Source organism: Halorubrum sp. Ib24 (assembly GCF_002252745.1).
In the GTDB taxonomy this organism is placed as follows: domain Archaea; phylum Halobacteriota; class Halobacteria; order Halobacteriales; family Haloferacaceae; genus Halorubrum.
This window is the reverse complement of sequence record NZ_NHOX01000006.1, coordinates 31,309-58,125: the sequence shown is the minus strand read 5'-3', so window position 1 is coordinate 58,125 and position 26,817 is coordinate 31,309. Positions and strand designations below refer to the sequence as shown.

21 protein-coding genes are annotated in these 26,817 nt (G+C 68.4%); 9 read left to right on the top strand and 12 right to left on the bottom strand.

Annotated features, from left to right (window positions below):
* Window positions 1–93 precede the first annotated feature (93 nt).
* Window positions 94–2,538, bottom strand: coding sequence for a dihydropteroate synthase (gene folP / locus DJ82_RS01045; protein ID WP_094580853.1), 2,445 nt, complete (start codon window positions 2,536–2,538; stop codon window positions 94–96).
* Between the two features lie 570 nt (window positions 2,539–3,108).
* Between folP and DJ82_RS01040 the strand changes: the two genes are divergently transcribed.
* Window positions 3,109–3,543: an ester cyclase gene (locus DJ82_RS01040; protein WP_094580852.1), complete on the top strand. Its 435-nt coding sequence runs from the start codon at window positions 3,109–3,111 to the stop codon at window positions 3,541–3,543.
* A gap of 115 nt (window positions 3,544–3,658) precedes the next feature.
* Here DJ82_RS01040 and DJ82_RS01035 read toward each other — a convergent pair whose 3' ends face one another.
* Window positions 3,659–4,552 (bottom strand): bifunctional methylenetetrahydrofolate dehydrogenase/methenyltetrahydrofolate cyclohydrolase, encoded by an 894-nt coding sequence (locus DJ82_RS01035; protein WP_094523105.1) that lies wholly within the window; start codon window positions 4,550–4,552, stop codon window positions 3,659–3,661.
* A gap of 329 nt (window positions 4,553–4,881) precedes the next feature.
* On the opposite strand from DJ82_RS01035, the gene DJ82_RS01030 reads away from it, so the two are divergent.
* Both DJ82_RS01030 and DJ82_RS01025 read left to right on the top strand, forming a co-directional pair.
* Window positions 4,882–6,393, top strand: coding sequence for an anthranilate synthase component I family protein (locus tag DJ82_RS01030; protein WP_094580851.1), 1,512 nt, complete (start codon window positions 4,882–4,884; stop codon window positions 6,391–6,393).
* A complete protein-coding gene (locus DJ82_RS01025; RefSeq protein WP_094523109.1) occupies window positions 6,390–7,025 on the top strand; it encodes an aminodeoxychorismate/anthranilate synthase component II in 636 nt (211 codons plus the stop codon). The genes DJ82_RS01030 and DJ82_RS01025 overlap by 4 nt, the downstream gene beginning before the upstream one ends.
* Window positions 7,026–7,041: 16 nt before the next feature.
* Here DJ82_RS01025 and DJ82_RS01020 read toward each other — a convergent pair whose 3' ends face one another.
* Complete coding sequence (locus DJ82_RS01020; RefSeq protein ID WP_094523111.1) at window positions 7,042–8,892, bottom strand: BCCT family transporter; 1,851 nt, start codon at window positions 8,890–8,892, stop codon at window positions 7,042–7,044.
* Between the two features lie 71 nt (window positions 8,893–8,963).
* Window positions 8,964–10,199 carry an NAD-binding protein gene (locus DJ82_RS01015; RefSeq protein WP_094557265.1) on the bottom strand — a complete coding sequence of 412 codons (1,236 nt, stop codon included), beginning with the start codon at window positions 10,197–10,199 and terminating at the stop codon, window positions 8,964–8,966.
* Window positions 10,200–10,407: 208 nt separating this feature from the next.
* On the opposite strand from DJ82_RS01015, the gene DJ82_RS01010 reads away from it, so the two are divergent.
* The gene (locus DJ82_RS01010; RefSeq protein ID WP_094523115.1) at window positions 10,408–10,788 is read left to right on the top strand and encodes a Rid family detoxifying hydrolase; all 381 of its coding nucleotides are present in this window, start codon (window positions 10,408–10,410) and stop codon (window positions 10,786–10,788) included.
* Window positions 10,789–10,999: 211 nt separating this feature from the next.
* On the opposite strand, the gene DJ82_RS01005 is transcribed toward DJ82_RS01010, so the two are convergent.
* On the bottom strand, window positions 11,000–11,275 hold the full coding sequence (locus DJ82_RS01005; RefSeq protein ID WP_170938286.1) for a hypothetical protein: 276 nt from the start codon (window positions 11,273–11,275) through the stop codon (window positions 11,000–11,002).
* A gap of 143 nt (window positions 11,276–11,418) precedes the next feature.
* Between DJ82_RS01005 and DJ82_RS01000 the strand changes: the two genes are divergently transcribed.
* The gene (locus DJ82_RS01000; RefSeq protein WP_094523119.1) at window positions 11,419–12,930 is read left to right on the top strand and encodes an NADH-ubiquinone oxidoreductase-F iron-sulfur binding region domain-containing protein; all 1,512 of its coding nucleotides are present in this window, start codon (window positions 11,419–11,421) and stop codon (window positions 12,928–12,930) included.
* Window positions 12,927–16,211 carry a formate dehydrogenase subunit alpha gene (fdhF, locus tag DJ82_RS00995; RefSeq protein WP_094580850.1) on the top strand — a complete coding sequence of 1,095 codons (3,285 nt, stop codon included), beginning with the start codon at window positions 12,927–12,929 and terminating at the stop codon, window positions 16,209–16,211. Before DJ82_RS01000 ends, fdhF begins: the two co-directional genes overlap by 4 nt.
* Window positions 16,212–16,274: 63 nt before the next feature.
* On the opposite strand, the gene DJ82_RS14325 is transcribed toward fdhF, so the two are convergent.
* The 4 genes from DJ82_RS14325 to DJ82_RS00980 form a co-directional block, all read right to left on the bottom strand.
* A complete protein-coding gene (locus DJ82_RS14325; protein WP_241881361.1) occupies window positions 16,275–16,856 on the bottom strand; it encodes a BBE domain-containing protein in 582 nt (193 codons plus the stop codon).
* Between the two features lie 2 nt (window positions 16,857–16,858).
* A complete protein-coding gene (locus DJ82_RS14320; RefSeq protein ID WP_094523125.1) occupies window positions 16,859–17,272 on the bottom strand; it encodes an FAD-binding oxidoreductase in 414 nt (137 codons plus the stop codon).
* A 216-nt stretch (window positions 17,273–17,488) separates the two neighbouring features.
* Entirely contained in the window at window positions 17,489–19,219 is a 1,731-nt protein-coding gene (locus DJ82_RS00985) for a formate--tetrahydrofolate ligase (RefSeq protein ID WP_094523127.1), read from the bottom strand.
* 131 nt (window positions 19,220–19,350) lie between these two features.
* Complete coding sequence (locus tag DJ82_RS00980; protein ID WP_094527690.1) at window positions 19,351–19,722, bottom strand: hypothetical protein; 372 nt, start codon at window positions 19,720–19,722, stop codon at window positions 19,351–19,353.
* A 185-nt stretch (window positions 19,723–19,907) separates the two neighbouring features.
* Between DJ82_RS00980 and DJ82_RS14735 the strand changes: the two genes are divergently transcribed.
* On the top strand, window positions 19,908–20,081 hold the full coding sequence (locus DJ82_RS14735) for a hypothetical protein (RefSeq protein WP_158217268.1): 174 nt from the start codon (window positions 19,908–19,910) through the stop codon (window positions 20,079–20,081).
* Between the two features lie 110 nt (window positions 20,082–20,191).
* Window positions 20,192–20,485 (top strand): hypothetical protein, encoded by a 294-nt coding sequence (locus DJ82_RS00975; protein ID WP_094523131.1) that lies wholly within the window; start codon window positions 20,192–20,194, stop codon window positions 20,483–20,485.
* A gap of 190 nt (window positions 20,486–20,675) precedes the next feature.
* Here DJ82_RS00975 and DJ82_RS00970 read toward each other — a convergent pair whose 3' ends face one another.
* From DJ82_RS00970 to DJ82_RS00960, 3 genes are all read right to left on the bottom strand, one after another.
* Window positions 20,676–21,536: a methylenetetrahydrofolate reductase gene (locus tag DJ82_RS00970; RefSeq protein ID WP_094523133.1), complete on the bottom strand. Its 861-nt coding sequence runs from the start codon at window positions 21,534–21,536 to the stop codon at window positions 20,676–20,678.
* Window positions 21,537–21,681: 145 nt separating this feature from the next.
* On the bottom strand, window positions 21,682–22,869 hold the full coding sequence (locus DJ82_RS00965) for a hypothetical protein (protein WP_094580849.1): 1,188 nt from the start codon (window positions 22,867–22,869) through the stop codon (window positions 21,682–21,684).
* A 130-nt stretch (window positions 22,870–22,999) separates the two neighbouring features.
* Window positions 23,000–23,935, bottom strand: a complete 936-nt coding sequence (locus DJ82_RS00960; RefSeq protein ID WP_094580848.1) for a succinylglutamate desuccinylase/aspartoacylase family protein — start codon at window positions 23,933–23,935, stop codon at window positions 23,000–23,002.
* A gap of 296 nt (window positions 23,936–24,231) precedes the next feature.
* On the opposite strand from DJ82_RS00960, the gene DJ82_RS00955 reads away from it, so the two are divergent.
* A complete protein-coding gene (locus tag DJ82_RS00955) occupies window positions 24,232–26,805 on the top strand; it encodes an FAD-dependent oxidoreductase (protein WP_094580847.1) in 2,574 nt (857 codons plus the stop codon).
* Window positions 26,806–26,817: the final 12 nt, after the last annotated feature.

The window sequence follows — 26,817 nt, the reverse complement described above, 5'->3', positions numbered from 1 at the left end:
AGAATCTAGCCGAAGTGGTTCTGACACTCAAACACAATGATCGGCGGATACTCATGAAGAGCGTCGGCGACACGGCGACCGCGTCGACCGCGGTCACCGGTCGTCGACGCCCGGGTCCGCGGCCATCTCGGCGGTCCGCACCGCCGCGACGTTCTCCGCCACGTCGTGGACCCGGACGATGTCGGCGCCGCGGTCGGCCGCCAGCGACGTCGCCGCGAGGGTCGCGGGAAGGCGGTCTCCGGACGCCTCGCGTCCGACGAGCCCGAACATCGACTTCCGCGAGTGGCCGACGAGCACCGGGCAGCCGAGCGCCCGGAACTCGTCGAGGCGGCCCAAGAGCTCGAAGCTCTCGACGGCCGACTTGCCGAATCCGAGTCCCGGATCGACGATGATCTGCGACCGGTCAAGCCCGGCCTTCTCCGCCAAGAGCACCCGCTCGGAGAGCGCAGCCAGCGTGTCGTCGACCACGTCGTCGTACTCGACGTCGACGTCGGGATCGACCGGCGTCTCTATCGAGTGCATCACGACCACCGGCACTTGGTGTTCGGCGGCGACCAGCCGCATCTCCGGATCTTCGAGCCCCGAGACGTCGTTGAGCACGTCCGCGCCGGCCGCGAGCGCCGCCCTCGCCACCGCGGCCTTCCGGGTGTCGATCGAGACGAACACGTCGAGATCGGCCAGCGCCTCGACGACCGGGCGCACGCGGTCGATCTCCTCGTCGACCGGCTCGGGATCGGCGCCCGGTCGGGTCGACTCCCCGCCGACGTCGACGATATCGGCGCCGGCTTCGACCATCGCCTCGGCGCGGGCGACGGCGTCGTCCCGGGCCTCGAAGCGCCCGCCGTCGTGGAACGAGTCCGGCGTGACGTTCAGCACGCCCATGACCGCGGTCCCGGAGTCCCACGGATAGACCGCAGCGTCCGTGTCCGTTTCGGACGCCGCTTCGAGGTCCAGCGTCTCCCGGAGGTCGTCGCCCACGACCTCGAGGCCGTGGGGCTCGCCGTCGAGCGCGTCGAGGAGCCGTCGGAACTGCGCGACCGTCCCCATCAATGCGATGTCGACGGGTTCGCGGCCGCGCGTCGAGAGCCCGGAGACGACGCACCGGCCGCCGATCGACAGCAACTCCCGCCTCACGTGATCGGCCTGGCGGGGGGAGAGTCGGGTGGTAACGACTCGGTGCACGCCGTCCGCACGCGCCCGCTGGACGTCGCCGGCGCTCACGTCGGCGGCCTCCATGACCGCGGCGGCGGTTTCGAGGTCGTCGACCCGCCGAGGCACGTGCAGCCGCGTCCAGCGCCGGCGGGCCTCCGCGACGACCCGTAACGATCCGCAGATCAGCACGGCGTCGCCCGCGTCGGCGGCCGACAGCGCGGCGTCGACGGCGTCGGCCAGGGACCCTCGCGTGCCCGCGTCGACGGCGTCGTCGAACGCCGACGCGAGTATCGCTGGCGTCTCCGCTCGTTCGAGGTCCGGCCGGCAGGCGTAGACGCGGTCGGCGTCCGGCAGCGCCGCCGCCATCTCCGCAATGTCCTTATCGCACATCGCGCCGAAGACGATGTGGAGCGAGTCGCACTCGAACGTCGAGAGCGTCTCGGCCACCCCCTCGCAGCTGGCCGGGTTGTGCGCGCCGTCCAGCACGACGAGCGGATTCCGTTCCATCACCTCGAAGCGGCCAGCCCAGTGCGCGTTCCGGAGCCCGCGCTCGACGGCGGCCGGGGAGACGCCGTCGAACTGCCGGGCCAGCGCCGCGGCGACGCCGGCGTTGCGGACCTGGTACGCGCCCAGCAACGGGAGGGACGTCCTCGCCGACCAGTCGTCGGTTTCGATCCCGACGGCCTGTTCTAAGCCCTCGCGGCCGCCGTCGGTCACCCGGAGGTCGGCGTCGGCGGCGGTTCCGACACGGTAGACGTCGGCGACCGACTCGACGGCCGACAGCGCCGCGCCGGTCGCGGCGGTCACGAGGGGCGCGACGGCGGGGGCGACGGCGGCCAAGTCCCGGGCGATCTCCTCGACGGTGTCACCGAGCATGTCCGTGTGCTCGAGCGAGACGCTCGTGACTGCCGCCGCATCGGTATCCAGCGCGCTCGTCGCGTCGTACCGGCCGCCGATGCCGACTTCTAATACGGCGACGTCCACGTTCGCGCGGGCGAACGACCAGACGGCCAACGCCGTGAGCGTCTCGAAGAACGTCGGCGGGTCGCCCTCGGCCGTCCGATCGTTCACGTAGGGTTCCACCCGCTCGACGAATTCGGTGACGGCCCGCTTCGAGACCGTTCGCCCGTCGAGGCGTATCCGCTCTCTGACGTCGTTCAAGTGGGGCGAGGTGTAGATGCCGACGTCGTATCCGGCCTGCCGCAGCACGCTCTCGACCATGCGAGCGGTGCTCCCCTTCCCGTTCGACCCCGCCACCTGAACGACCTGCAATTCCTCGCCGGGGCCGTCGAGGTGGTCGAGCAGGCGTCGCGTCGACTCGACGCCCTCGGCCGGTGGGTACCGGCGGAGGTCGAAGAGGAAGTTCGCCGCCTCGTGGTATTCCATATCAAAGGGAGTAGGGCGAACGGTTTATCGGTTTTTCCCCGCCGGCACGGAGCCGCCTCGGCGAGGAGGTTCGCGGACGCGTATTACGGGCGTTCAGGGCCGTTCCGTCCGGGAGACGGGAAAGAGATCGTCGGCCGGTAGCCGGTGGAAGGCAGATCTCACGGCGAGCGACGGCGCCGGGGACCGAGTCGTGGCAGTTTCCGGGGTCTTGACCGGTTGCGTTCGTCGGGAGCGACGGACCCCCGGATACGCCTCCGCCCCGAGTCCTGTCGTCCGACTGGTCGGTCGTGGATCCGAATCTCTACGTCCCAGTTCACTGGGAAGTTCGGGTTTACCGCGTCCGGAAGGCGGTCGGTTCCCGGGTCCGGGCTCGGATCGGGATCGGGAGACGACGACGAACCGACCGGTCGCCGAAACGAGAACCCGACCGACTGAGGCACCTCCGCAACGCTCCGAACGTCGAATGCGACGATTAATGATAACATCTAACACGAATACGGCCGATCGTTCGAACGGCGCCCACAGCGACCGGGCGGCCCTGATCCGAGCGGAATCGACCGAGGTGTACCTATGTCAGAGACGCAATCCCCAAACCGAGAACTGGTACGCGACTACCTGAAGGCGTTCAACGAACAGGACCGGGACCGGATGACCGAGCTGCTCGCCGAGGATGTCGTCGAGCACGGGATCGTCGAGGAGCTGCACGGGATCGAGGAGATACTCGGCTTCCTCGACGCGCACTTCGAGACGTTCCCCGACTACGGCGGAACCGCGGAGGCGATGACGGCGGAGGACGACCTCGTCACCGTTCGATACACCGTCGCCGGGACCCACACCGGCCAGTACCGCGACATCGAACCGACCGGCCACACCGTCGAGTGGACCGGCATCGCGATGTACCGCATCGAAGGCGACGAGATCGTCGAGATCTGGATCGAAGAGGACCGGCTCGGCCTGCTCGAACAGCTCGAGGTCGTCGACCCGCCGACCCACCTGCGCATCTGAGACGGCCGCTCCGCCCCGTGACGCCATCCCGCTCGAACCGCCACGCTCTCCCTCCAAGTATTTCGTCTTATCTCGGAAGGTGACGAACGGCCCGGATCGGCCGCCGCCGATCGGGCTACGGTAACTCGACGTCGACGCCCGACTGGAGGCCGGCGGCCTTCGTCGTGTTGTACATGAGCATCGCGATCGTGAGCGGGCCGACGCCGCCGGGGACCGGCGTGATGGCCGACGCCTTCTGTTTCGCGCTCTCGAAGTCGACGTCGCCGACGAGTTCGTACCCCTTCTCCGTGTCGGCGTCGACCCGATTCACACCGACGTCGACGACGACGACGCCCTCCGAGAGCATCGATCCGTCGATCATCTCCGGGACGCCCGCGGCCGCGATGACGATGTCGGCGGCGCGGGTCTTCGCCGCCAGATCGGTGGTCCGGGAGTGACACACCGTCGTGGTGGCGTTGCCGCCCGGCGCCTTCTGTACCAGGAGGTTCGCCATCGGCTTCCCGACGATGTCCGACCGCCCGACGACGACGGCGTCTTTCCCCTCTGTGTCGACGTCGGCGGCCGCGAGGAGCTTCTGGATGCCGTGCGGCGTACACGGCTTGTATCGCGCGTCTCCGGCGACCATGCGGCCGACGTTCTCGGGGTGGAAGCCGTCGACGTCCTTCATCGGGTCGATGCTCCGGAGGATCCGCCGGGCGTCGACGTGGTCGGGAACCGGCATCTGCACTAAGATCCCGTGCACCGAGGGGTCCTCGTTTAGCTCCTCGACTCGGTCGAAGAGCCGATCGGCGGGCGCGTCGGCGTCGATCTCGTGGTGGTAACTCTCGATGCCGATCTCCTCGCAGGCCCGTCGTTTCATCGAGACGTACGTCTCGCTCGCCCCGTCGTCGCTCATCAGTACCGTCGCTAGCCCCGGAGTGACGCCCGCGTCCGCGAGCGTCCCCACGCAGTCGCCGACGTCGGCTCGGATCCGATCGCCGATCTCGTTACCGTCGATTATCGTCGTCATGGTGGTGATGTCGTTGTCATGGTGATGATGTCGTTGTCATGGTGATGGTGGTTTCCTCGCCGTCGCCGACGGCCGGAACGCGCCGACGGAACGCGACGGCCGATGTAGCGTTATCAGTTCGCATGCTACTGTTCGGTCGGGGCGTAAAGTCGCGGGCGGGGAATAGTACGGGTATTAAAATACCCACCGATTTTCGTTCCGCTCGTGTGACAATTCGAGTTTGCGTCGGATGGATCGTCACTCCGCAGAACGTTTTTGACCGAACGTCCGTTATCCGTGGTATCAGTTCCGAACGATCTGTGACGGTCGTTCGGAGATGACTGTATCAAATGACAGATCCACTCGTCGTCACGGAGAGGGAATCGTTCATCGAGATTGCCGCCGCCGCCCCGGACGGTTCGCGGGTCCCGGTCGAGGTCCGCGTCACCGTCTCGGACCCGTTCGAGTCGTATCGGCGGGCGAGCGACGCGAACGGCGACGGCGTCTACCTGGAAACCACGGGGGGACAGCCGGGTTGGGGGTACTTCGCGACCGATCCGGTCGAACGGGTGCAGGTGGACGCGGAGGCGCCGTCGCCCGACGGAGCCAGCCCGAGCGTCGAGGCCATCGACGCGCTGCTCGACCGCCAGCACCTCGTCCGCGGCGACTGCGACGTGCCGTATCCGTGCGGCGCGTTCGGCTGGCTCTCGTACGACGTCGCCCGGGAGCTCGAGGACCTGCCGACGACGACGGCGTCGGACGGACTGCCCCGGCTCCAGCTCGGCGTGTTCGACCGGGTCGCCGCCTGGGAGGAGCCCCGCGACGACGACGCGACCCGGCTTCGCGTGACCGCGTGCCCGGTCGTCGACGGGTCGCCGGCTGACGCATATAAGGCCGGCCGAGAGCGGGCGCTCGCGCTCGTCGAGGCGGCGCTCCACGGCGACGGCCGGACCGCCTCGCCTCCGACGCCTGAGAGGCGGGCGACCTTCGAGAGCGAGTGCGGTCAGGAGGCGTTCGCCGACCGGGTGCGGGCGATCAAAGAGCACGTCCGGGACGGCGACACCTTCCAGGCGAACGTCTCCCACCGGCTGGTCGCCCCGGTGACGGTCGATCCGGTCGACGCGTACGCGGCGCTGCGGCGGGTCAACCCGGCTCCCTACTCCGCGCTCGTCGAGTTCCCCGGGGTCGACCTGGTGAGCGCGAGCCCCGAACTCCTGATCGACGTGGAGGGTGACCGTCTGCTGACCGAGCCGATCGCCGGCACACGGCCGCGCGGCGAGACCGCGACGACCGACGCCGACCTCGAAGCGGACCTGCTGTCCGACGAGAAGGAGCGTGCCGAACACGCGATGCTGGTCGACCTCGAACGCAACGACCTCGGCAAGGTCAGCGAGTACGGCACCGTCGACGTGCGGGAGTACCGCCGGGTGGACCGGTACTCGGAGGTGATGCACCTCGTCAGCCTCGTCGAGGGCCGGCGCCGCGACGACTGCTCGATCGCCGACACGGTCGCCGCGGTGTTCCCCGGCGGCACCATCACCGGCGCGCCGAAACCCCGGACGATGGAGATCATCGACGAGATGGAGACGACCCGACGAGGCCCCTACACCGGCTCGATCGGCGTGTTCGGCTTCGATGACCGCGCGACGCTCAACATCGTCATCCGCACTCTCGTCCGGTACGACGACGAGTACCGGTTGCGGGTCGGCGCCGGCATCGTCCACGACTCCGTTCCCGAACTCGAGTACCGGGAGACGCTCGACAAGGCCCGCGCGCTGGTGACGGCCGTCGACGAGGCGCTCGGAGAGCAGGGGGCCCTCGCCGTGGACGCCGCGAGCGACCCGCTGGAGGGCGGCCGATGATACTCGTTATCGACAACTACGACTCATTCGCGTACAACCTGGTCCAGTACGTCGGCGAGTTCGACGACGTCGTCGTGAGGCGGAACGACGCAGTCGACGTCGCGGACGTCCGTGCCCTCGATCCCGACGGGATCGTCGTCTCGCCCGGGCCCGGCACGCCCGAGGCGGCCGGCGTCTCGATCCCGATCTTCGAGGAACTCTCCTACCCGACGCTCGGCGTCTGTCTGGGTCACCAGGCGCTGTGTGCGGCCAACGGGGCCACGGTCGGCCACGCCCCCGAGGTCGTGCACGGGAAGCCCTCGCTGGTCCGCCACGACGGGGCGGGGCTCTACGACGGCGTCGATGACCCCTTCGAGGTGGGTCGGTACCACTCGCTGGCCGTCGAGCGCGACGACATCCCCGGCGAGCTCGAGGAGACCGCTCACACCATCGCGGAGGGGCGGGCGGACGGGGCAGACGGCGTCGACGGGTCGAACGAGGCGGACGGGACGGACGGCGACGACGGCATCGTGATGGGCGTTCGCCATCGAGAACGGCCGCACATCGGCATGCAGTTCCACCCGGAGAGCATCCTCACGAGCCCGGGGAAGCGCATCATCGAGAACTTCTGTACGAGCATCGCGGGCGGGTGAGACGCCCGCCGCGGGGTCAGTCGTTGTCCGGTGGATCGAGATCCGGGTGGGTCTGGATCTCGGGGAGCCGGTTCCGGACGTGGCCGATGACTGAGGTGTGGCCTCTTTCGTGCCGATAGAACGTGCCCGTGAGCCCGATCAACGCCACGAGCGACAGGACGGCGAACGGCCCGCCGGTCAGGACGGCCAGCGCCTGCAGCGTCCCGGCGCCGCCGACGAGCAGCACGGCGACGGCGACGCTTCCCTGTAGGACTCCCCAGAAGACGATGCTCGCGCTCGAGGGCGCCAACCCCCGCTTGGCCGCGAGCGTCGCGACGACGAGCGTCGACGTGTCCGCCGACGTGGCCATGAAGGTGATGATGAGCGCCAGAAAGAGGAACATCAGCAGTTGGCTGAGCGGGAGCGCCTCGAACAGCGGGAAGCCGGCGACGGCCTCGGCACTCCCGTACGACGACATGGCCGCGAGCACGTCCGCCCGTCCGGTATGCTGGACGAACAGCGACGTACCGCCCAAGATCAGGAACCAGGCCATCGTCGCGGCCGAGGTGGCGATCACGCTGACGAACACCACCGTCCTGATGCGGCGTCCGCGGGAGAGGGCGGCGATGAACAGGCCGGCGAACGGCGCCCACGAGAACCACCACGACCAGTTCCAGACGGTCCAGTCGGCGACCCACTGGCCGTCGAGGTAGACGCTCAGCGGGACGAAGTTGACTGCGTAGCTCCCCAGCGCCTGCGTCCCCCGCTCGAAGACGAACGTTCGGGGGCCGACGGCGACGATGAGCGCGGCAAAGAGACCGAAGAGCAGCATCGTCACGCCCGAGATGCGCCGGATGCCGCGGTGGACGCCGCTCACCGCCGACAGGCAGAATATCAGCGTGAGCCCGCCCACGAACAGCACCGGGCCGAGCCGCCCCGCCGTGACGCCCCACTGGAAGCTCGTGCCCGTGAGGAACTGCTCGCTCACCAGCGCGACGGACGTCGCGATGCCGCCGATGATCGCGAACACTGCGAGCGTGTCCACGAGCGTGCTCCACCGGGAATCCAACCCGTCGACGCCGAGGAACGGCGCCAGGATCGTCGAGACGCGGAGCGGGGCGCCCCTGTTGAAGACGAAGTACGCGATTGGGACCCCGATGACGGCGTAGGCGCTCCACGCCGACAGTCCCCAGTGGAACAGGGCGTACGTTAACGCACCGCCGATGGCGGCGCTCGACTCCGGCGCGGCGTCGACGTACGGCGGCGGGGTCTGGTAGTGGAACAGCGCTTCCGCCGGTCCCCAGAACACCACTCCCGCCGCGATGCCGGCGGTGAACACGAGCGTAAAGAGCGTCGGCAGGGTGTACGACGGCTCGACGTCGGGACCACCGAGCTTGATCCCACCCCAGGGACCGAGGAGCAGGAACAGACAGTAACACACGGACACGAAGACGGCGGCGAGGAACACCGGACCGCCGACGCTGAGTATCGCGTCGGTCACGCCGCCGACGACGCCGGAGACGGCGTCGGGAAGGGCGACCTGCAGGAGGAAGAACAGCGCGAACAGGACGACGGCCGGCGCCAGCGTCGCCAGCTCCTGTCGGGCGAGGAACCCGCGCAGCATCTCTCGGACGCCCCGACGACGGACCCGCAACAGATACGACTCCGGCAACGCCCCCTCCTCATCCGACGAGTGAGGGAGAACGGCGAGGTAGCCGAGGCCGGAGCTGAAGAACACCAAGGCGATCGTCAGCCACGCTTCGCCGGAGACGGTTTCACCGATAAAACCGGGAAAAAAGAACCCGGCGAGCACGATGGCCCCTGAGACGGCACACAGCGGCACGAGGACGCTTCCGGCGACTCCACCGCGCTGGCTCCCGGTACTCATACGGACCCATGTTAGCGAATCACACTGATAAATGTGTACCGTGCAGGGAGCGATCGCGCGTCGGTTGGAGCCTACTCGTCGTCGGCGTTGCCGCTGATCTCGCTCAACGGCGATCGCGAGTCGCCACCGAGCACCGATCGGCCGAGGAGCCGCCCGCCGATCTCGAGGGGGTTAATGACGTCGTCGGCCCCGACCGACTCGAGCTTCTCGACGTTCCGCGCCTCGTTGGCGGCCGCGACGATCCGCACGTCCGGGTCGACGTTCCGCGTCGCGAGCACCGCGAGCACGTCCCGTGCGTCGTCGTCGCTGCCGACGACGACCCCGCGGGCGGCGTCGGTCCTGGCGTCGCGCAACACCGACTCGTCGGTCGGGTCGTCGGTGAGGACGTTCACTCCCTCCGTGTTGAGCTGGGAGGCGGTCTCCTGGTCGGGCGTCACCACCACCAGTTCCGTCTCCGCACCGAGTTCTTCCAGGAGCGATTCCGTCACGTCGCCGTACCCGAGGACCACGACGTGGTCCTCTAAGAGTGTGAGTTCAGATGCGGTCATGTTTCCGAACGCCGCGGCCATTCGCGATTCGATCGCCGGACCGATGAGCGCACCCACCGCGACGGTGAAGGCGCCGGTACCGAACAGGATGATGGACAGCGAGAACCACTTCGAGATCCCCGTCGTCGGGGTGATGTCGCCGTAGCCGACGGTCGCGATCGTGACGATGACGTAGTAGAAGGCGTCCCCCCACGTGGAGATGCCGCCGAACTGGTCCCGTAACCCGTAGGAGCCGACCGTCCCGTAGAGAACCACGCCGAGGATGGCGGACAACGACGCGATCTGCAGCGACGAGAGGTCGAGCGACTGGCGGAACTGGTCGCGGTTCCGGACGTGGAGCGGGAAGGTGATCGCGATGAGCACCAACACCGGGATGTCGGTCGGCCGGAGCGTCGTCAAGGGTAACACGGCCAGCGCCGGGACGACGACGGCGGCGGCGAGCCAGGCGATGCGTTTCCGGCGCTGGAGGCCGACCGCGAGGATGCCGAGGACGAACGCGAACAGGACGCCCCCGAACCGCGCCAGCGGCACCGCGAGCGACGTCGGCAACAGGCCGGCCAGCGGTCCCGCCAGCGTCACCGACGGCTGACTGAGGTTCGACAGTCCCGTCACAAACGACAACAGCGTGAGGGCGGCGGTCAGTGACACGGTCGATCGCGCGCCCGAGAACTCCCGCCACTCGACGAGCGGTATCCTATCGGCGGGATAGAAGATCTCCTCGATGGCCCGCTGAACCGGACCGCCTGATGAGTCGGACACCGGGGGTCAATTCTCAGACTCCATATAAAAAACGCTCGCCGTCAGAGGGGCGGACCGCGGAACTGAGCGGGCGGAGATCGACCGCAGTCGGTACCGCCGCCTCGCCGCGTCGAGCGAACCGTTCCACGACCGATCCGGAATCCGATAGGTCGTGTCGTCGGTGGCGGCCACGGCCGGATTTATACGGGGTCCGCGGGTAACTCCGCCCATGAAGCGCACTATCAGCACGGACGATGCGCCGGCGGCGGTCGGGGCGTACAGCCAGGCGACGACGAACGGCAGTCTCCTCATCACCGCGGGCCAGCTCCCGCTCACCGTCGACGGCGAGCTGCTCGACGACGAATCGGTCGCGGAGCAGACCCGGCAGTGTCTCGAGAACGTCGCGGCGATACTCGAGTCGGAGGGGCTCTCGCTCAACGACGTGCTCAAGACGACGGTCTTCCTCGACGACATCGACGATTTCGACGCTTTCAACGAGGCCTACGGCGAGTTCTTCGACGAGGACCCGCCGGCCAGGAGCGCCGTCGGCGCCGGCGCCGTGCCGAAAGGCGCGGCGGTCGAGATAGAGGCGATAGCGACCACCGAGTGACGACGGGGACGGTGGCCGCCGGGCGGGCCATCGATCCCAGGGGGTTCGACGGCCGCTACACCGCTACTACGCCGTCAAGGGCCGGAGCCCCAGGGGCCTCCGACCCGGGCGCTCGCAGAGCGGCTCGACCAGGGCGGCGTCGTCGACGACGACACGCCGATCGCTCGGCTGCCGGCCCGACCCGTCGACGCTGGAGACGACCGACGGAGCGCTACCGGAGCTGCATCTCCTCGGCCCGCTCGACGGCCAGTTCGGCGACAGCCTCGAGGTCGTCCTCGGAGCGGTCCGCGAGCACCCGGAGCAGCATGCCGAGCTGTATCGCCGCGGTCTCGCGGAGTTCGGTCGCGTCGCCGGTGTCGTTGCCGAAGTAGTACTCGTGGCGGCCGTCGTCGTGGACGAGGCCGCCGTACACCGAGCGCAGTTCGCCGTCGGTGATGGCGTCGGCCGCCTCCGTCCGGACCTCCTCGAAGCGTGGATTCGTCACGATGGAAGGGGCGGGCGCTGGCACCTAACCCCTTCGCCGCGCCGGCGCCGCACCCCGGACGTGTCGGCCGACTGGTCGGTTGTGGTATCGGGCGTCGGGGCCGCGGCGGTTGCGGGTTTTTTCCGTTCACGACCACGAGCGAAGACATGTCACGACAGACAGGCGCAGTCGGTCGGTCGCCGGTCGTCCGCATGGCGACGAGCGACGGCGAGGACGCGGTGGCCGCGGCTCGTGCGGCGTCGGAGTCGGTCGCGGTCGTCCGGACGGGACCGACTGGAATCGGCGAGAGCGACCCGCTGGTCATGGCGACCGTCGACGGCAGGACGGCGTTCTTCGCCGGTCCCACGGACGCGGGCGTCGAGGACGTCGTCTCGACGGTGGCCGGCGGCGAACTGCCGACCGACGGAGCGGACACCGTCATCGAACACGAGCCCGGAACGGAGACGCTCCCGGTTCCGGATGCCGGGTCGCTCTCCGTCGGCCGGCGGGCGGTGCTCGGGCCGTGCGGCTGGGTCGACCCGCTGGACCCGACCGAGCGGCCGTTTCTCTCGGCCGAACGGTCCGCCGAGGCGCCCGCCGACGCCGGACTGCTCGGCCGCGGACGCGGTGACGCGGCGGCCGACGACCCGGTCGCAACGGAGTGGACGACGGCCCGGGAGGCGGACGGCGACCCGGTCGTGGTCGCAAACGCGAACGAGGCTTATGCCGAGCAGCGCGCCGACCGGACGCTCCTGTGGGGGGTGCCGATGTGCGTCCTCGACGGGATGGCCGCGGTCGCCGACCGCGTCGGCGCCGACGACGCCGTCCTCTACCTGAACGAGTCCGACGTCGCCCTCGTGCGACACCTCCGCGAGGCCGTCGACGCCGCTAGCGAGCACCTCGACCTCGACGTGCAACTGGTCGCGGGACCGGACGAGCACCGCGCGGGGGCGCCGACGGCGGCGCTGGAGGCGATGGAGGGCGCCGACCGCATCGAGCCACGGCTCCAGCCGCCCTCACCCGCCGAGCACGGCCTCTACGGCCGGCCGACGGTCGTCCACACGCCACGGACATACGCGCAGGTTCGGCACGCGATGGCCGAGCCGGACGCCTTCGACCCCGGGGCCGCGGACCCCGGGACCCGGCTGTTCACCGTGACGGGCGACGTCGCGGCCCCGGCGACGGTCGAACTGCCCTCCGCGAGTTCGCTCGCGGCGGTCCGCGAGGCCGTCGACCTCGAGGGGGCGTTCAAGATGGCCTGCGTCGGCGACGTGCTCGGCGGCTACACCCGTGACCTCGATGTGAGGGCGACGGCGGGGTCGCTCCGGGCGGCGGACCTCGGGACCGGGGGGGTCGTCGAGTTGCTGGACGAGAGCCGGTGTGCCCTGGCCGACGCCGGCGACCGCGCGACGTTCGCCGCCAGCGAGAACAGCGGGCGCTGCGTCCCCGGTCGCGAGGGAACCAAGCAGCTGGCCGAACTGCTGCGGGACGTCTACGACGGCGACCTCGAGGACGAGAAGATACGCGAGCTGGGGCGGGTGATGCGCCGGTCGAGTAACTGCCGGACCGGCGCGCACGCGCCACGGCCCGTGACGACCGTCATCGAGAGCTTCGGGCCGGAGGTGCGCGCCCACGCTGACGGCCGCTGTCCGGCCGGGAGTTGCACGGGGGAACTGTGAGCACCGACGACGCGCTCCCCGGCGTGCCTGACTTCGAGGACCCCCAACCCTCGACGCCGGTCACCGCCGAGTTCGACACCGGCACCGCCAACGATCCGGAGGTCGGGACCGACGAGGGACCGACGACCGTGACCGTCGACGGCGAGCAGGTGACGCTGCCCGGCGGATCGACGCTCATCGATGCGATGGAGGCGCTGGACGACGACGTCGTCAGCGTCGACCCCGGTGCCGACGGCGTCTCCGAGGACGCCGACGTGCCCGCACTCTGCTACTACGACCGCGACGGGGACTGCAGCGGGGAGATCGGTCCGCGTAGTGAGTGCCGGACCTGTATGGTCGAGACCGACGAGCACGGCCTCGTGCCGTCGTGTTCGTTCCCGGCCGAGGACGGCCTCGAGGTCCGGACCGACACGCCCGACGCCGCGGAGGCCCGCAGCGTCAACCTCGACCTGGTGCTGTCGAACCACAATCTCCGGTGTACGACCTGCAACGGCAACGGACGCTGCGAACTGCAGGACGCCGCCATCAGCGAGGGCGTCGACCACCCCCGGTACGGCGTCTTCGACGAGCGGGACGCGTACGAGCCCATCGACGACACCTCGTCGTTCATCCAGATCGACCGCAACAAGTGCATCCTCTGTAACCGGTGCGTCGAGGGGTGTAGCGACGTCCAGGTCGAGGGCGTCCTCCGTATCGAGGGCCACGGTGAGGACACCCGCATCGGCTTCCAGTCGGACGCCGAGACGATGCACGACTCCGACTGCGTCTCCTGTGGCCACTGTGCGACGGTGTGCCCGACGGGCGCGCTGACCGAGAAGGGCATCGGCGGCGTCGCGACCCTGCCGCTGCCGGGGTTCACCCAGCGCAACTCCATCGGCAAGGTCATCGAACACGAAGACGTCGAGACAATCGACGAGACGGACGCGCCGAACCGGACGTTCGGCGGGACCGCCGAGGTCGAGGCCGATGGGCTGGAGGGGTTCGTGTCCGCGGCCAAGCGCCGCGCCGGCGACGTGGCCACGGAGTACGGTCACAAGGCGTTCCTGGCCGGCGAGCACACTGCCGAGAGCATCGCCGCAAACACCCTCCCGGAGGGCCGGTTGTTCGACATCGCCGGCGTGGTCAGCGACTACCGGATCGGCAAAATCGACAAGCAAGAGACGACCTGCGGCTTCTGTGCGGTCGGCTGCCGGTTCGAGATGTGGGGCAAGGACGGCGACTCGCTGGGCGTCGTCCCGGTGGACGACCCCGACGACGCGCCGGCGAACAACTTCTCGACCTGTGTGAAGGGGAAGTTCGGCCACGAGTTCGCCAACAGCGAAAAGCGGCTGACGGAGCCGCTCGTCCGCGACGACGACGGCGAGTTCGAGGCCGTCTCTTGGGCGGAGGCTCTCGATCACGTCGCCGACCGGCTGTCGAGCATCCAGGCGGAGGCTGGCGTCGACTCGGTCGGCTGTCTAGCCTCCTCGAAGGGGTCCAACGAGGAGGCCTACCTCGTCCAGAAGTTCGCCCGCCAGGTGCTCGGGACGAAGAACATCGACAACTGCGCGCGGCTCTGTCACTCCTCGACGGTGGCGGCGCTCCAGCAGACCGTCGGCTACGGCGCGATGACGAACCGGATCAACGAGGACGTCGGCGAGGCCGACGCCTACCTCATCAGCGGCTCGAACACGACCGAGTCCCACCCGGTGCTGGCGACCCGAATCAAGCAGAACGTCCGGGACGGCGCCGACTTGGTCGTCTTCGACCCGCGGAGGATCGGCATCGCCGAGCACGCCGACCAGTACACCCGCACCAACCCCGGCTACGACGTCGCTTGGCTCAACGGGATGATGCGGTACATCGTCGAGAACGGCCTCCACGACGAGGCGTTCGTCGAGCGCAACACGAAGAATTTCGATGCGCTGAAAGAGAAGGTCCAGGCGTTCACCCCCGAGAAGGTCGAGGAGCTGGCGGGCGTCCCGCCGGAGGAGCTGGCCTCGGCCGCCGAGACGCTCGCGGCGGCCGACACCGTCGTTTTCGGCTGGGCGATGGGGATGACACAGCAGTCCCACGGCACCGAGAACCTGCTGGCGATGGCGGACCTGGCGCTCCTGCTCGGTCAGCTCGGCAAGCCCGGTGCCGGTCTCTCTCCCTTCCGCGGCCAGAACAACGTTCAGGGCGGCGGCGGAGACATGGGGACGCTACCGGGCAGCCTGCCGGGCTATCAGGACCCCGTCGACGACGAGGTCGGCGAGAAGTTCGCAGACGCGTGGGGCGAGCGCCCGCCCGAGGAGCCCGGCCTCAAGGTGCCCGAGATGCTCGCTGAGGCCCACGAGGGCAACCTGAAAGCGATGTATGTGGTCGGCGAGAACCCGGCCCTCTCGGAGCCGGACATCCAGCACGCCGAAGCGGCGCTGGACGACCTCGGGTTCCTCGTCGTCCAGGACATCTTCATGACCGAGACGGCCGACCACGCCGACGTGGTGCTGCCGGCGGCGACCTCGCCGGAGAAGCACGGCACCTTCACCAACACCGAGCGGCGCATCCAGCGGGTCCGGCCGACGGCCGACCCGCCGGGGGAGGCGCGGCAGGACTGGGAGATAACCCAGGCGCTGGCCCGCCGGCTCGGCTACGACTGGGACTACGACCACCCGCGGGAGGTGATGGACGAGATAAGCGACCTGACGCCCATCTACGGCGGCGTCTCCTACGAGCGGCTCGAGGGCGGCGACGTGCACGGCCTGCAGTGGCCCTGCACCGACGCCGACGACCCCGGCACGCCGTACCTCTACGACCACGAGGAGGGGAACTTCAACTTCGAGGACGGGAAAGCCCGGTTCGTGCCCGCCGACGGCGGCCATCCGGGCGAGATACCCGACGAGGAGTACCCGCTCACGCTCACCTCGGGCCGCGTGCTTTACCACTGGCACACCGGCCAGATCACCCGCCGCGTCGAGGGGCTGATGAGCCACGTCGGCGAGAGCTTCGTCGAGGTCAACCCCGAGACGGCCGACCAACTCGGCATCGGCGACGCGGAGTACGTCCGCGTCGAGTCCCGTCGCGGCTCCATCGTCGTCGAGACGCAGGTCACCACCCGCGTCGGCCCCGGGACGCTGTTCATCCCGATGCACTTCGCCGCCGGCGCCGTCAACAAGCTGACCGGCGAGACGTTCGACCCGACGGCCGGTATCCCGGAGTACAAGATCTCCAGCGTCCGCGTCGATCCGCTCGGCCCGGAGACCGACGAGACCGTGCTGCGCGCGCCCGGCGCCGGCCGGGGTCGCGCCGGCGACGACTGATGCGGACCGTCTTCGGACCGCCGTCGACGCCGCCAATCGCGGCGTGATCGGACGCTCCGACACTCAGCCGTCCGGCGGGACGTTCCGGTTCGACCGGAAGCGGTTCTGTGGGTCCCAGCGCCGCTTCACGTCGACGAGCCGCCCGTAGTTCTCGCCGTAGGCCGCACGGACGCGGTCGCGTCCCTCGTCGAGGGTGAGGACGTTCATCGCCGCCGCGCCGGTCGTGTACGGCCGGACGGCGTCGTGGAACTCGCGGACCCAGGCGACGTGGTCGTCGTCGCGGGCCGGCTCCTCCCAGCGGGCCTCCGCGAGCAGGTGGTGGGTCGCGTCCCGGTGGGGGTAGGCGGTGGCGTCGGTCGGCGGTGCGGTCTCGGCGCCGCTCCGCGGGGAGACGAACACCGTCGCGCCGGACGACGGCGCCCGGGCCGCGTGCTCCCCGATCGTCTCGATGGCCGAATCGGAGAGCGACGCGAGGTACTGGCTCCGCAGGGACGTCCGTATCGAGCCCCGGCTCTCGCCGGCGGCCTGGAACGACGCGTACGACCGCGGGCGGACGCTGTCGGCGATGGGGTCGCCGGCCGTCCGGAGCGGCGCCAGCGCGTCCTCGCCCTCTGTGGGCGGCCCGGCGTAGCACGCGATGCACATCGTCACGCGCGTGCCGTACACCTCCTCCGGGAGGATGTCGGCGGGGTAGACGAGCGGCCCGCCGAGTATCTCCGGGGCGAGCTCATGCAGCGGAACTGGACGGACGTGACGACGCCGACGTTGCCGCCGCCCCGGAGCGCCCAGAAGAGGTCCTCGTTTTCCTCCTCGCTGGCGCGGACGAGGTCGCTGCCGGCGGTTACCACGTCCGCGGCGAGGAGGTTGTCGCAGGTGAGGCCGTGCTTGCGGCTGAGCCAGCCGACGCCGCCGAGCGTCAGCCCGGCGACGCCGATGTTCGGGTCCTGGCCGCCGAGGACCGCCGGCCCGAACGCCTCCGTCTCGTGGTCGACGTCGCCCCAGGTCGCGCCGGGGCCGACTCGCGCGGTCCGCTCGCCGGGGTCGACCCGGACGGCGTCCATCGGCCGGCAGTCCAGCAGTACCCCTCGTCGGGCAATGCATAGCCGGAGACGTGGTGGCCGCCGCTCCGGACGCCCAACTGCAGGTCGTACTCGCGGGCGTCCTCGTAGCCGGCGTCACCCGGCTCGAGGACGTCGCCGCGCGCTCGCTCGCGGAGGGTCGCCGCTGGGTCGTGTGCCGGGTCGGTCACGCGGGAAGCGGGAGGGCGGCCGAGAGTGTTAGAACAGCCCGGATATGTTGCCGTCGTCGTCGATGTCCATGTCGGCGGCGGCCGGCCGCTCCGGCAGGCCGGGCATCGTGAGCGCGTCGGCGGTGAGCGCGACGATGAAGCCGGCACCCGCGGACGGGTAGACTTCGCTGATCTCGAGTTCCCAGCCGCTCGGGGCGCCCTTCCTGCTCGCGTCGTCGCTGAGCGAGTGGAAGGTCTTCGACATACAGACCGGCACGTCGCCGAAGCCGAGGTCTTCCATGCGCTCGATGTCCTCGAGCGCGTCGCCGGTGAACTTGACGCCGTCGGCGCCGTAGATCTCCGTGGCGACGGTGTCGATTTTCTCCTTGATCGGCGCTTCCTCGTCGTAGAGGAACTCGAACTCGTCCTCGTCGCTCTCGTCGACGGCCTCGATGACGTGCTCGCCGAGGTCCTCGCCGCCCTCGCTGCCCTTCTCGAACACCTCGGACTCGGCGACCCGGACGCCGAGGTCCTCCTCGCAGTGGTCCACCACAGTCTGGACCTCCTCGTCGGTGTCGTCCGGGAACCGGTTGACCGCGACGACGACGGGAACGCCGAACTGCTGGAGGTTCGAGACGTGCTTGTCCAGGTTTTCGAACCCGCGCTCGATGGCCTCGGTGCCGGCGTCGTCGATGGCGTCGAAGTCGGCCGGCCACATGTTCTCGCCGTGGTACTTCAGCGCCCGGACCGACGACACGATGACGACCGCGTTGGGCGTCATGTCGCCGAGCCGGCAGACGATGTTCATGAACTTCTCGGCGCCCAGGTCGGAGCCGAAGCCGGCCTCAGTGACGAGGTAGTCGCCCATCCCGTACGCGGCTTTGTCCGCGATGAGCGAGTTCGTTCCGTGCGCGATGTTGGCGAACGGGCCGCCGTGGATGAACGCGGGCGTCCCCTCGATGGTCTGGACGACGTTCGGTTTGATCGCGTCCCGGAGCAGCATCGCGGCCGGACCGGTCGCCTCGATGTCCTCGACCGTGACCGGGTCGCCGTCCTCGTCGTAGGCGAGGATGATGCGACCGACCCGCTCCTTGAGGTCGCCCATACCGTCCGCCATACAGAGGGCGGCCATGAGCTCCGAGGCGGCGGTCAGGAGGAAGCTGTCCTCGCGAGGCGTTCCGCCGGTCTTGCCGCCGAGGCCGATCACCATGCTCCGGAGCGCCCGATCGTTCATGTCGATGGCCCGGGGCCACCGGACGTCGGTGACGTCGACGTCGAAGTCCTCGTCCCCCGTCAGTTTGGCGTCCAACATCGCCGAGATGAGGTTGTGCGCCGAGGTGAGCGCGTGCAGGTCGCCGGTGAAGTGCAGGTTGATGTCCTCCATCGGAAGCACCTGCGAGCGGCCCCCGCCGGCGGCGCCGCCCTTGACACCGAACACTGGCCCGAGCGACGGTTCGCGGATCGCGATCATCGCCTCCTCGCCGAGGTGGTTCAGCGTCTGTCCCAGTCCGACGGTCGTGACCGTCTTCCCCTCTCCCTTGGGGGTCGGCGTCATCCCGGTCACGAGTACGAGGTTGTTCTCCCGGTCCGCGGCCTCGTCCCGAAGCCGATCGAGGGCGTGGTGTTTGACTTTCGCCGTGTACTCGCCGAAGTACTGGAGGTCGTCGAGGCCGAGGCCCCACGGTTCGACCAGCTCCCAGATCGGCTCCATCTCGGTCGACTGTGCGATGTCGTAATCCGTCGGTATCGGTTCGTTAGTATCTGTCACGTTTTCGTACATCCCAGCATCGCCGTATGAAGGTTAGCATATCTGCTAACACTCGGATAGGATGTGTTTGCGACGCCCCGCGGTGTGTCCCGCAATGAGTGACGCCTCGTTGACGGGATGAGATTTCCCCGGAAAATCGGCGCTCACCACAGTTCGGCGGCGTCACGGATCGCGTCCCGCGCCCGCTTCGCACAGTCCCGCTTGCCGCGCCCGAAGTGCACGGTGTTCTCGTCGACCGGCGTCGAGAGGAACCCACCCTCGTCGTTCTCGACGCCGGCCTGTTCGATCTGGAGGTAGCTGATGACGAGTCGCCCCTCGTAGGTGATGTCGCGAACGTCACCGATCCGGATCTGCTTGTCGGCGAACTTCGAGCGGCCCGGACGCTCGATGTGGATCCGCTCGTCGTAGACGTGTAGCGTCCCGTCTTGGAACCCACAGGAGACGAGTGGGTTCGAGTCGGGTGCGTCGTCGTGCATCGCGTCCGATCCGTCGGACGATCCCGGAACGTCGACCATTACGTCGTGGTCAGACCCAGAGCGGCGAAAAGGTTGTCCATGCAACGAGTGGGACGTGCCGTTCGGACGACCCATCGTAAACGTGTGACATACCCGTGTCTGATATTAACAAACAGAACAATACTACCGTTTTTCGAAAAGATATTTTCAAAATCCTCAAGACCCCTCGGTTCATATATAGTAGTATGACGGAGCCAACAAGCAAACGTCAAAAGAACGGTGCCGAAGACGAGTTCGTGAACTACATGCCGGGCATGCCGAGGCTGTCGAGCGAGCCGGGTCGGATCGAACGGTTCGTGACCCGTCTGTTCCGCCGTCGTGGCCCGCTTCGCGCCGTGTTCCGCGACCGGGACGAGTAGAACCGCCGTCGCCTCGCCCGCAGAACAGAATCGCCGGTCCCGTCCGCACAAAGGTTTATGCGCGGTTGCCTCCACATTTTCATATCCGGCGGGAACCGGAGCGGAAGATCATGTCATCACTCATCGGCGGAGCGCAGAACTGCAAACGATGCGGACACGAGGTAGAGAGCGGGCACGATACCTGTCCGAGCTGCTATTTCAACCCGAAGTCCAAGGGGCTTCGGGTCGCCCTCGCGCTGTTGATGGCCGTTATCATCCTGATGACGGCCGTGCTACTGCTCCCGTTCCTGTCACTGTTGTTCGTCAGGCTCGCTGGAGTCGCATTCCTCCTTGCCCTACTCGTGTTCGTCATCTCGTTCGTGTCGACCCCCTACCGGTTCGGATCCCTGTTCCTCTGGTTTTGAGCGCCGACGAGCGGTCACGTCCTCGCGTTCCCCGGCCCGTCGACCGCTCTCCGGGAACTCCTCGTTCGAAACGCTACTCGTCACGCGTCCGTCCGGTGAGGTCACTCGACGCGGACAGCAATTACGCTAGCGGGAGTCAAACGAACGACGTAGCGGGGATCAAACGAACGACGGCCACGGACGAGAACCGCTATCGGCCGAGCCGTTCAGTGCGCCACGATTCGGTGTCCGGCGTTTGGTTGAACGTGTAGATGTGGATCCCCCTGATCTTGTAGTGATCGTCGTCCGCGTACGGCGCGAGCCCGTCGATGAGGTCGTCGGGCTTGTACACCCCCCGCGATCCGACGAGCTGCCTTACGAAGCCGAGTATGCCGGTCGTCTTCCGAAGGAACTTGATCGAGTCGCCGACGCCGACCTTCTGTGAGATCTGCATCAGGCGCTGGTAGTTCATCACGCCCGGGATGCCGACCTCGACGGGGAGGTCGACGCCGTCGTCGCGGATGTCGTCGATCCACTCGAGCACGGCGTCGGGGTCGTAACAGAGCTGTGTGACGAGGTAGGTCGCGTACGGGCTTTTCTTCGCCATCGCGTCGGACAGGGCCTCCGCGTCGAGGAAGTCGTGTCCCTCGGGATATCCGGTGATGCCGACCTCGTCGAAGGAGTGGCCCAACTCGTCGAGAGCGACCAACAGGTCGTGTGCGGACTCGAACTCGCCGGCGGGCTCCTCGCGGTCGCCGCCCGGCACGAAGATGTCCGTCACGCCGGCGTCGGTGAGGCGCTCGGCGATCTCATCGAGGTGGTCGCGATCCTCGACGTAGCGCGCGGCGATGTGCGGCGAGACGTCGTATCCGAGTGCGGCCGCCTGCTCGGTGCGCTCGACCGTGGTGTCGATCCCGAGCTGTGGAGACGTGGTGACGGCGATCGTCGCGTCGTCCGGCAGGTGCCGGATCTCGTCCTCGAAGCTCTCGAACGGCATCAGTTCGAATCGTGCGTCAGTGAGAAGCGCTCCGACGCCGTCACTCCGCTTGATCGCTTGCGTTCCAGCCGACATTACTGGTCATGCGTAAGTGGTAGACCTATTTCCATCTGTGGGTTCCCCAGTCAACCAGTTTAAATGGTAGTCGTTACCATTACTCGTTCGACGCCCGGATCGCCGCGTAGCGCCGTCCGATCGCGGCTCGAATCGGGTCGCAGCGTCATCCGCTCGCAGTCGTACACTGCCGAACGCGTGCGGCGGCCTCCTCGTAGGTAACCTCCCTGTCGGGGGCTTTAGAGAGGCGGCACATCACGAGGTCTAGGAGGTCGAGTTGGTCCAGCAGTTCCCGGGCGTAGCCGTCGTCAAGGTCGAGGTCCCGTCTGACCTCGTAGACGGTCGACGACCGCACGACCGACTCGATGACATCTCCGATCTCGACGTCGTCCGGCAGGCCGATACCGTCGGCGACGAGTTTGGCGTCGGGGAACGACCGCCGCGAGTCCTCCTCCGTGGACGGTTCCACGGAGGAAGACTCCACGGGGGACCCGTCCCGTTCGGACGCCTCATCCCGTTCCGACGGTCCGTCCGCCGTCCCCTGATCGGTCCGCCCGTCTGTGGTCGCCGTCTCGTAGGCGGTCGGCTCGTGGACCCCGGCGTCGATCATGTACCGCCGGACCGTCTCGGCGGAGACGTCCATCGCGATCGCGTCCCGCATCTCGGAGAACGTATCGCACTCCGCGTAGAGCGCCCGGAGGTACTCGACGTCCTCGTACGGCGGCATCGACTCGTCGCGGACCGCCTCCACGCCGTCACTCGGGCCACTCTCGGACGGGTCACTCTCGGACGGGTCACTCTCGGACGGGTCACTCTCGGACGGGTCACCACCGGCCGGATCACTCCCGACCGGATCAGTCTCGGACGGGTTACTCTCTGCCGGTTCGACATCGCCGACGGCGTCGGTGACGGCCTCACGGCGAGCGTGTTCGACCATCGATCCGCCGTTGCCGTCCGTGACGGCGTCGCCCGTCACGCGGCCCTCCGATTCCGCAGGCCCGGCGGCTGGAGGATCGATGGTCAGGTCGAGGGCCACTTCGAGCGCCCCGTGCGTGACCTCGACCGTTCGTCCGCTCACCTCGACGGTCGCCGCCGTCGATGTCGGGAGCGGAACCAGCTCCGGCACCGTCAACTCGACCGCGAGCCCGCCGTCGTCGGTGAGCGACGTGGCCTCCACGGTCGGCTCCCGGTCCGTCTCGTCAGTCGGCGTCGAGCGGAGAGGCACCAGCACCTCCATATCGACGCGGAGCGCGGAGCCGTCCGTCGTCGCCTCGACGTTCCGGACCGACCTGCCGCGCGACTGCTGGTTCCCGACGAGCGTCGAGAGGACGTCGAAGGTGGTCTGGAGCCCCATGACAATGCTATTCTATGACATAACGTATAATAAGCGTGCGTGGGGAATACTGAACCCGTTTAATATAATAATCGAATACGTGAAGCTCTTTAAACCGGCGGCACGGGGTGTCGCGTCTGTTCGCCGAGTCTCACCCGCGGGTCGCGACCGCCGCGAGACGCTCCCCCTCGACGACGACCCCGCGAGCCAGCGAGTAGACGACGCCGGCCTCGGAGACGGTGACGGTCCCGAGGCGTTCGAACGAGGTCGGACGGTACACCGCACCCAGCGTGTCGCCCGTCTCGAGACGGTCGCCGACCGCGACCGACCGTCGGGGCTCAAACAACCCCGACTCCTCGGCGATGGTGTGTTCGAGACTGTTCCGGAGCACGGTCTGAACCGCCGGTGCGGACGGTTCTCCCTCGAGGACCCGCATCTCCCGGAGTACGTTCATGACGCCGCTAACGCCGGTTTCGACGGCCGATCGATCGACCGTTCGACTGTTCGATAGCTCCGCGGTGATCGCCGGGATCCCGACGCGCTCCGCGGCGTCCCGGAGCATCCCGGTGGGCCCCTCGTCCGGGTCGGCGAGCAGGTACTCCGTCCCGAAGGCCCTCGCGAGCCCGCGCGCATCGGAGCCCTCTCCGAACCTGACGTGTGCCAGCATGTCCGGCGTCCCGGTGTGGAGGTCGACGACCGCGTCGGCGTCGGTCACCAGCTCCCAGAGCCGGGCGGCCACCCGTTCCTGGAAGCTGCCGGTCTCGTCGCCCGGCCAGACCCGGTTCAGGTTCGCGTTCCGCGCGTCGTACGCCGTCGGCGTGACGTACGACCGGTGATCGAAGGCCAGCGGGTTCGCCACCGGCACGGCGACGACGGTGCCCGCGAGGTCAGCCTCGATGAGCCGCTCGTGGAGGTGCCGCAACGTGACCGGCCCGTTGAGTTCGATACCATGTTGTGCCGCCTGCAGGTAGACGGTCGGCCCGCTGCCCCCCGCGTACCGGTGGACCGTTGCGTCGACGGTCGCGCCGGAGGGATGTCGGCTGAGGCGGCGGTCGGTCGTCGTATGAGTTACCGGCTCGTACTCCATGGTCTGACCCGGCGGTACAGGGGCAAAAGCCCCGGGCTCACCCTCGTTCGTCGAGGGGTCGTGATCCCCTCGCGGACCGTCGCGACCGATCGCCACGGGAAACGGGAGGGACGCGACGGACATCGAACGCCGACGCGACGGACGCCGAGATGGGACACCAGACGACTCGAGCGAGGCGGGCGACGGCCGCGAAACCACATTCTGACAGGAGCCGGACGGGTTGAGGGGAAACGGGCCCCAAAGACGGCCTATGCGACAATTATATTCCGCCGCCATAGCGAGATACAGTCGTATTTATGCAGCCCACAGAAAGCCTGCCGACGCAGGCCGACAACGTCGTCATCGGTGCCGGAATCGTCGGCTGCAACGTCGCGTACCAGCTCACGAAACTCGGTCGGGAGGACGTCGTGGTCGTCGATCAGGGCCCGATGCCGACCACCGGCGGGTCTTCGACGCACGCGCCGGGGATCATGTTCCAGACCGCGGAGCCGAAGACGCTCAGCCAGTTCGCCGACTACAGCCGAGAGCTCTACTCGGAGCTCGAGGGCGCCGACGGCAAGCAGGCGTACAACGAGACGGGCGGCATCGAGGTCGCCCGCAGCGAGGAGCGAATGGCGTTCCTCCAGCGGCGGGTGGAGGCGGCGAAGGCGTGGGGGATCCCGGATCCGCAGCTGCTCTCCCCCGAAGAAGTGACCGAGCACCTCCCGCTGGTCGACGAGGAGCGCATCCTCGGCGGCTACTACTCGCCGACCGACGGGCAGGTCTCCGGCGTCATCGCCTGCGACGCGCTGGCGCGGGCCGCGATAGACCGGGGGGCGACGTTCGTTCCGCACACGCGCACGGAGGACGTCGAAACGGCCGACGGCGGGGTTCAATCGGTCGTCACCGAGAACGGCACCATCGAGTGCGACGACGTCGTCGTCGCGACGAACATCTGGGCGCGGCAGCTCGGCGAGAAGCTCGGCGTCCACCTGCCCGTGACGCCGGTCGAACACCAGTACACGATGACGGAGTCGCTCGACGAACTGGGCGACGCCGCCGTCGACGTCGCGAACCACCCGCTGTTCGAGAACTACCGCAACGTCTCCGGCGAGAAGGCGAAACGGTTGCTCGTCGGGCCGGACCGTCCGATCCTGCGCGATCAGGACAACGCGATGTACTTCCGGACCCACGGCGATTCCTACGGCATCGGCTCGTACAACCACGAACCGATCGTGCCGGATCCGATGGAGCTCGGCGGCAACGATCCGGACGGCGAGCAGGGATCGGTCCACGAGTTCACCGACCAGCACATGAACAACGCGACCCACCCGGACCGACCGCACAAGTCCCCCCGGCAGGCCAGCGACGAGCTGCTGCCGGCGACAGAGGGGAAGGAGCTCGAGTTCAAGTACAACGGGATGTTCGCCGAATCGCCGAACGGCCTGCCGGTCATGGGTCCGGTGCAAGAGTGCGACGGGCTCTGGACCGCGGCAGCGATCTGGGTGACCCACGCCGGGGGCGCCGGAAAGGCGCTGGCGGAGTGGATGGTGAACGGGGTCCCGCGGCTCGACGACGGCCCGATCGACCTCGCGGACAGCGACGTGAACCGGTTCGACGCCCACGAGGGGTCGTGGGACTTCGCCCGCGACATCGGCGCCGAGGAGTACCGCATCGTCTACAACGTCATGCACCCCAAGTGGGTCTGGACGGACAAACAGCGGGACATCCGGCGGACGCCGATGTACCACACCCACAAGGAGATGGGCGCGGAGCTGTGGGCCGAGGCGGGCTGGGAGGAACCGCAGTGGTTCGAGTCCAACGCCGACCTCGTCGACCGGTACGCCGACCGGATCCCCGACCGCGACGGCTGGGAGGGGAAGTACTGGTCGCCGATCGAGGGCGCGGAGGCCCTGCACGTCCGCGACGCCGTCGGGCTCCACGACATGACCTCGTTCAACAAGATCGAGGTCATCGGCAGCGACGCCGAGGCGTTCCTCGGGCGCCTCTGTACGAACGCGATCGACCTCGACGTCGGCGACATCACGTACACGCTGCTGTGTAACGAGGGCGGGGGCGTCCGGGCCGACATCACCGTCACCCGGACCGACGACGACCGCTATCTCCTGTTGACGACCGGCAGGGAGGTCGGGAACAACCACGTCGCATGGGTCCGCAACCACTCCCCCGACGACGTGGTCGTCAACGAGGTCACGTCCGACCTCGCGGCGATGGTCTGTACCGGTCCCGACGCTCGAAAGGTCCTCTCGAAGGTGATTGACACCGACCTCTCCGACGAGGCCTTCCCGTTCTACACGAGCCAGGAGACGTTCGTGAACAACGTTCCGGTGCGGGCGATGCGGCTCTCGTACGCGGGCGAGCTCGGCTGGGAGCTCTACACCCCCTCCGAGTACGGCGAGCAGCTCTGGGAGCACGTCCTCGAGGCCGGCAAAGAGTACGACATTCGCCCGTACGGCAACGGCGCGCTGAACGCGCTCCGCATCGAGAAAGGGTTCCGGCTCTGGGGCGAGGACCTCCACACCGAGCACAATCCCTACGAGGCGGGCCTCGGGTGGGCCGTCGACCTCGACACCGACTTCATCGGCAAGGCGGCCGTCGCCGCCGCCGCGGACGGGGATAACATCAGCCACGAGGTCGCCTGCCTGACGCTCGACGACGAGACCGCGACGATCCTCGACGACCGACCGGTGCTTGATGGCGACGAGGCGATCGGCTACGTCCACAGCGCCGAGTACGGCTACACGGCCGGCGCCTGCGTCGCGTACACGTACCTGCCGCCGGAGTACGCCGAGCCGGGCACCGAGGTCGACGTGCTCTTCGAGGGCGACCGCTACGCCGCGACCGTCCGCGAGGAGCCGCTGGTCGACTGAGGGATCGGAGCA

What these genes read in the sequence shown, in the direction of transcription:
- DJ82_RS01000 (WP_094523119.1), top strand. Translation starts at nt 11,419, where the DNA reads ATGTCACGACAGACAGGCGCAGTCGGTCGGTCGCCGGTCGTCCGCATG.
- DJ82_RS14320 (WP_094523125.1), bottom strand. Translation starts at nt 17,272, where the DNA reads ATGGACGCCGTCCGGGTCGACCCCGGCGAGCGGACCGCGCGAGTCGGC.
- DJ82_RS00970 (WP_094523133.1), bottom strand. Translation starts at nt 21,536, where the DNA reads ATGTCGGCTGGAACGCAAGCGATCAAGCGGAGTGACGGCGTCGGAGCG.
- DJ82_RS00980 (WP_094527690.1), bottom strand. Translation starts at nt 19,722, where the DNA reads ATGGTCGACGTTCCGGGATCGTCCGACGGATCGGACGCGATGCACGAC.
- DJ82_RS00965 (WP_094580849.1), bottom strand. Translation starts at nt 22,869, where the DNA reads ATGGGGCTCCAGACCACCTTCGACGTCCTCTCGACGCTCGTCGGGAAC.
- DJ82_RS01025 (WP_094523109.1), top strand. Translation starts at nt 6,390, where the DNA reads ATGATACTCGTTATCGACAACTACGACTCATTCGCGTACAACCTGGTC.
- DJ82_RS00985 (WP_094523127.1), bottom strand. Translation starts at nt 19,219, where the DNA reads ATGTACGAAAACGTGACAGATACTAACGAACCGATACCGACGGATTAC.
- DJ82_RS14325 (WP_241881361.1), bottom strand. Translation starts at nt 16,856, where the DNA reads ATGTGCATCGCGTGCTACGCCGGGCCGCCCACAGAGGGCGAGGACGCG.
- DJ82_RS14735 (WP_158217268.1), top strand. Translation starts at nt 19,908, where the DNA reads ATGACGGAGCCAACAAGCAAACGTCAAAAGAACGGTGCCGAAGACGAG.
- folP (WP_094580853.1), bottom strand. Translation starts at nt 2,538, where the DNA reads ATGGAATACCACGAGGCGGCGAACTTCCTCTTCGACCTCCGCCGGTAC.
- DJ82_RS01035 (WP_094523105.1), bottom strand. Translation starts at nt 4,552, where the DNA reads ATGACGACGATAATCGACGGTAACGAGATCGGCGATCGGATCCGAGCC.
- DJ82_RS01040 (WP_094580852.1), top strand. Translation starts at nt 3,109, where the DNA reads ATGTCAGAGACGCAATCCCCAAACCGAGAACTGGTACGCGACTACCTG.
- DJ82_RS01020 (WP_094523111.1), bottom strand. Translation starts at nt 8,892, where the DNA reads ATGAGTACCGGGAGCCAGCGCGGTGGAGTCGCCGGAAGCGTCCTCGTG.
- DJ82_RS00960 (WP_094580848.1), bottom strand. Translation starts at nt 23,935, where the DNA reads ATGGAGTACGAGCCGGTAACTCATACGACGACCGACCGCCGCCTCAGC.
- DJ82_RS00955 (WP_094580847.1), top strand. Translation starts at nt 24,232, where the DNA reads ATGCAGCCCACAGAAAGCCTGCCGACGCAGGCCGACAACGTCGTCATC.
- DJ82_RS01030 (WP_094580851.1), top strand. Translation starts at nt 4,882, where the DNA reads ATGACAGATCCACTCGTCGTCACGGAGAGGGAATCGTTCATCGAGATT.
- DJ82_RS01010 (WP_094523115.1), top strand. Translation starts at nt 10,408, where the DNA reads ATGAAGCGCACTATCAGCACGGACGATGCGCCGGCGGCGGTCGGGGCG.
- DJ82_RS00975 (WP_094523131.1), top strand. Translation starts at nt 20,192, where the DNA reads ATGTCATCACTCATCGGCGGAGCGCAGAACTGCAAACGATGCGGACAC.